At 65.8% G+C, this 4,701-nt stretch carries 6 protein-coding genes; all 6 read right to left on the bottom strand.

The window, feature by feature from the left end; translation table 11 throughout:
* Positions 1-138: 138 nt before the first annotated feature.
* The gene (locus tag I5E_RS20155) at positions 139-714 is read right to left on the bottom strand and encodes a hypothetical protein (RefSeq protein ID WP_022908570.1); all 576 of its coding nucleotides are present in this window, start codon (positions 712-714) and stop codon (positions 139-141) included.
* Positions 711-1,241, bottom strand: a complete 531-nt coding sequence (locus tag I5E_RS20150; RefSeq protein WP_022908569.1) for a hypothetical protein — start codon at positions 1,239-1,241, stop codon at positions 711-713. The genes I5E_RS20155 and I5E_RS20150 overlap by 4 nt, the downstream gene beginning before the upstream one ends.
* Positions 1,242-1,372: 131 nt before the next feature.
* Entirely contained in the window at positions 1,373-1,852 is a 480-nt protein-coding gene (locus I5E_RS20145; protein ID WP_148287072.1) for a hypothetical protein, read from the bottom strand.
* Positions 1,849-3,042 carry a putative T7SS-secreted protein gene (locus I5E_RS20140; RefSeq protein ID WP_148287071.1) on the bottom strand — a complete coding sequence of 398 codons (1,194 nt, stop codon included), beginning with the start codon at positions 3,040-3,042 and terminating at the stop codon, positions 1,849-1,851. The genes I5E_RS20145 and I5E_RS20140 overlap by 4 nt, the downstream gene beginning before the upstream one ends.
* A gap of 427 nt (positions 3,043-3,469) precedes the next feature.
* Entirely contained in the window at positions 3,470-3,694 is a 225-nt protein-coding gene (locus tag I5E_RS20130; RefSeq protein ID WP_022908565.1) for a hypothetical protein, read from the bottom strand.
* Between the two features lie 344 nt (positions 3,695-4,038).
* Positions 4,039-4,605, bottom strand: a complete 567-nt coding sequence (locus I5E_RS20120; protein WP_148287070.1) for a hypothetical protein — start codon at positions 4,603-4,605, stop codon at positions 4,039-4,041.
* Positions 4,606-4,701: the final 96 nt, after the last annotated feature.

Genomic DNA, 4,701 nt, shown 5'->3' with positions numbered 1-4,701 from the left:
GGGGGGGGGGGGGGCGGGGGGCACCGCGATCACGGCGTTCTGCTCGGGAGGGCCGCTGTCGCTGGTTCCCTGCTCCCGAGGGCCATCGAGCAGCGATCATCGGAGCCGCACGGGTCGGCTTCGATGATGCGGGGATCCTCAGCCGATGACGGTGATGCCGTCGATGAACGCATCGATCTCGGGTTCCACGACGGCGAGGTTCTGCGGGTAGTTCGCGACGGTCGAGATCCGGACGTCCGTCCCGCCCGATTGGAAGACCCACACCACGGCTACCTGTTCGCCGCCCTCGCCGTCGTCGGTCGAGAACGTCCCCCGGCTGCCGACGCCGAGGCCCTTGGCCGTGTGGGGGCGCACCTCGTCGGGCTGGCGCAAGCCGGCAGCATCTTCGAGTCGCAGTAGATCGGCCGCCGCCTGTTGAGCATCGCTGCTTGCCTCGATCGGCAAGACCTGCAGCGTCAAGAACGGACCGCCGACCTGACGAAGGAACAGGTAGAGCGCTGCTTCTCCGGGGTTCGGCATCGTCGCAAAGCGTTCCAGAGCGGCGCGCAGCCAAGCGCGGTGCTCTCGTGTCGTTCGCGGCGAACGATTCTCGATGGTACGAGCGGCCGCCTTCGCCCATCGAGCAGCGCTCCGACCGAACTCGTCGTTCGGCCAGACGCGCGGGATGAACGTCCACGCGTCCGGGTCGTACTGGAAGGAGAGGTCGCCGTTCATCTCGACATCGTCCCATCTGGTTCGACGACCAGGTGCGCGCCGTCGTTCGTGCGCCACTGCACTGAGGCGCACATCGCGTCGAAGAGGACACCGAGCGCTTCGACGACCATCTGCTCGCCAGCGATGTCATCCTGGTGCTCGGGCGCGTCGGCCGCGCTGGCAACGGTGAGACGCAGCATGAGCAACAAGTCCGAACGCTGCGGAATCCTCGTCAGGACCACTCGTGCTCCGATGCTTCGGGCATGCTGCGGGAGGGAATCGGGAGCAGCTGGCTCGTGCTCCCACCAGCGGACTGCGGGAGCACCAGCCACCTGGAGCATCTGTCCTCGATGCTTGGCGAGTTGCGCGAGGAGCAATTCATCCAGATCTCCGCTCGGGGCGGAGTCGACCTCGACGGCTGCGACGACAACGCTGCACGAGATGTCCGTGCCGGGAATCCCGCCCGCTGGAACGTACGAATCAAGGACGAGTCCCAAGGTGTCTGCCTGCAGCGTCTCCCTGAGCTGCGAACCGACCTCGGTCGTCAACCNACTCTTCGGGGCGCCAGCACTGAGCGCTTCACTGACTGCGGTTTCGGCGGCGATCGTAGGGTCCGTACGCCCCTGCAAGCGAACCCCTCCGGCGGGTACCGCGATGCTGTACCGCTCAGGAGTGCGCGTCACTTCGCCACCGCAAACCCATTCGTGGCGCTGCGGTTCACCACAGCGCTCGCGACGAAAGCCACCACCGAAAAGATGGCGAGTGCGATTCCACACCAGAGCACCGAGTGTGGGCAAGCTTCGACTCCTGGGAACCGTGTGCCGAACACTGACGTCACGAACGCGCCGAATGCCAGCGCGATCCCGACAACCGGAGTTCCGCGGAGGATGCTCCGATCGTTCCACACGAGGCTGCCGATGAGTCCGACGAGCGCAACGAGCGTCACCACCCAGTAGGGCCATGCCGGTGGTACGGGATCGGGCCACCCTGAATGCTGCTGCCACATGTCGTCGGCGTTAATTCGTTCCGGAAGCACGGTGAGCAAGTAGATCCCAGTCGCCAGGACGACGAACGCTGGCAGCGCAACGGCCACGCGAACGAGGATGCTGACCGGATGCCACATGTGCTCCGAACGGCTCATCGTCGAGTCATCGCTCACCACGCTGTACCCAACCTCGGGCTCCAACGCCAGTCGAGGGTATCCGTGAGTCCCAACGCACCCGCGGAGGTCGATGTCATCCCGAAGGTGAAGTTGAACGCGCTCCACGCTCGAGCTCTCCCTGCGAGTTGGTTGAGTCGGACAGCGTCACCGACGACCTGCCCGGGAACGGACCGCGCCGTGTAGTTCATGACCTGTGCGATGTCGGGATCACCGAACGCGCGGATCAGCGATTTGTCGCCGAGCTTCGGCCGCGAGCGGGCGAACGTCCGACGCACGGCAGCCATCATCGCGCGTGGGCGGTTGCTGTTGGCTGCTAGTTCGAAGCCCCGGGTCGACAGCACACCCTTGGCCTCCGCCGACATCGCCTTCGCGGCTGCGGATCCTGCACCGAACGTGAAGCAACCTGCGATCGAGAGCAGTGCGTTCGTCCACGAACCGGTTCCCGCGGCCGCGCGGGCTGTATCGACCGCAGCGCCGAGCGCCATCACGCCCACGGCGATTGCCGCGACGATTGCGAGAGGCGGGAAGATCAGGGAGACCAGCGCGAGGCCAGCACCGATGTATCCGAGGTAGTCGCTCACCTTCGACAGCCAGGCGTCGTTCTCCTTCATCCAGTGCTGGAAGACGTTCCAGGCGTTGTCGTGCAAGCCGTCCTCGGTCGCGTCGTCAATGCGTGCGATCGCGATGTCCGCTGCGCGGTCGCGATCACGACGTGCGTCTTCGAGAGCAGCCGTTGCTCGGGCAGCATCTGCTCGGAGTGAGGCGGCGCGCTCCTGCTGCGCTGTCGCCTGATCCTGGAAGTGTTGCAGGTCGTCAGGACTCGTTGTTTGCTCCGCAAGCGCGCTGTAGTGCCGATCGAGGCGTTCAGCCGACTCCAACTCGTCCGCCGTCGCGGCGTTCGACGCCGCAGCACGCTCCGCGTCGTCGATCGCTGTCTCGAGTGCGGCAGCGTAGTCGACGAGAGCATCTCCGGTGTCCTGGTAGCGCCCCTCCGCCTTGCGGAGTTTCGTCGCGAGGTCCCCGGCCTTCTTCACGAACGCGTCGATGGCGTCACTCGATGTGCCAGCGGTGTCCATGCGCGAGAGCGTGTCGGAGGCGCTGCGGATGTCGGCGGCGATCGTGCGGTAGTGATCGGCCATTGCCCGCACTGCCGATGGATCGCCCTCGATTTGCTGCGCGGGGCTCACTGCGCATCTCCCGCGATCGACTTGGCGAGTTCGCGTTAGGACTTGTCGAATGCCTCGTCCAGCTCGGAGGCCGTGTCCGCCAGACCCGCAATTGCTTCACTCAACTGATCACGCATGCCGTCCCACCCGCTCGAGAATGACCTGATCCGGTCAGCGAGAGCCGCATGACCGACCGCGTCAGCGGCCGTGCCTGAGTGCTTGTCTGCACGGTCGAACTCGGACTTCACCGCCCGCAGCTCGCTCCAGAGCGAGTGCAGCGCCGTGCTGTCGTACTGAAGTGTTCCCCGCGACACTGTAGATCTTCCCCTCATGATCGATCGTTGACGACGAACAGAGCCTAGCAGCAACTGACATATCGGTCGGAGCACGAGCCGGCCGTCCGCTGCCGGTGAGGAGAGATCGGTGTCGTACGCCCTGTCGGACGAGCTCAGCTGCGCGGTCTCCGGTTGTGGCGGCGCTCCGTCAGCGACACCATGGCGCACGACAGGCCCTGCGCCTCGTCGACGATCACAGCGTCGTACCGCTCGAGCGGCACCGACGCGATCGCATCGCGCGCGAGCAGGACGATGTCCTCCCAGCCGTGTGCGCGCCGCTCAAGCAGCCCGCGCGAGTATGCCTCGTAGCGGTCCCACGCCGCCTGTCGCGTCTCCACGTGCAGCGCGTGCTTCCGCCCGACATGCGACAGATCGGCGTACTGCTCGAAGCGCGTCAGGCCGCGGCCGTTGATGACGTGCTTGATCTCGTCCTCCCAGGAGGAGCGCGAGAAACGCGAGGACCGCAGTGGACTGGAGGCGCGGATCGCGTCCCAGGAGTCGTCGAACGCGAGTCGCGCCTCCCGTGCGGGTGCACGCAGGGCGATCCCGCGTTCCTTCAGCGGGCGCGTTGCGAACCTGTGAGCGCTGAGGCGCCGTCATGGTGATCGTGCCCATGTCTTCGGGTGCTGCTCGCTCGTTGCTGCGCGCGGAGTGCCTCGGGTTGGTGTGGTGAGGTGACCGCTCAGGCAGCCACGACTCCTCGCCCTGCGACGTACTTCCACCGCTTGCCGAGCGCGTCCGTGAAGGACATGGAGACCAGAGTCCATCGATCGACGACGGTGAAGGGTCTCATGCCCATGTCGTTTCGCTCGAGCTCGGAACAGCCGGAGAGCAGCGACCAGGCACGCGCCTTGTGCTCGCGCTTCGTCGGGAAGATCCACTCGGCGTAGGACTGGCCCGGAGGGCACACCTTGGCGGAGAACGTCACTTCCTTCTCGCCGTTCATCACCGCAGTGGCTTCGACCTCGTGGATCACGGCGTCCGAAGCGTTGCGGATGACGAGGACGTTCTTCCAGTGCGACTTGTCGCTCTGGTCGAGGTTGGAGAAGACGAACGAGACCCACGCGCTGACGCGCGCCGCCTCTCGCTCGTCCCGGTCACTTCGGGCTGCGCGGTCAGCACGCTGCGCGATCAGCAGGCTGCAGATGGAGATGGCGAGCGTCACCGCCACCCCGAACCACGCTGCGAGTGCCTCATTGCTCATGCAATCCCCCTTGGAATGATCGGTACAGGTTTCAGCAGCCTGCACGAAATATCATACATTCCCTAGGAAACCCACCCACAGCCCGTCGCGCGCGCGGGTCATGCCGACGTACAGCTCGCGGCGATCGAGCTCGCGGCGCTC

Source organism: Curtobacterium sp. B18, from assembly GCF_000333375.1.
GTDB lineage: Bacteria > Actinomycetota > Actinomycetes > Actinomycetales > Microbacteriaceae > Curtobacterium.
The sequence above is the reverse complement of the archived record's forward strand: the minus strand, read 5'-3'. Positions and strand labels throughout refer to the sequence as shown.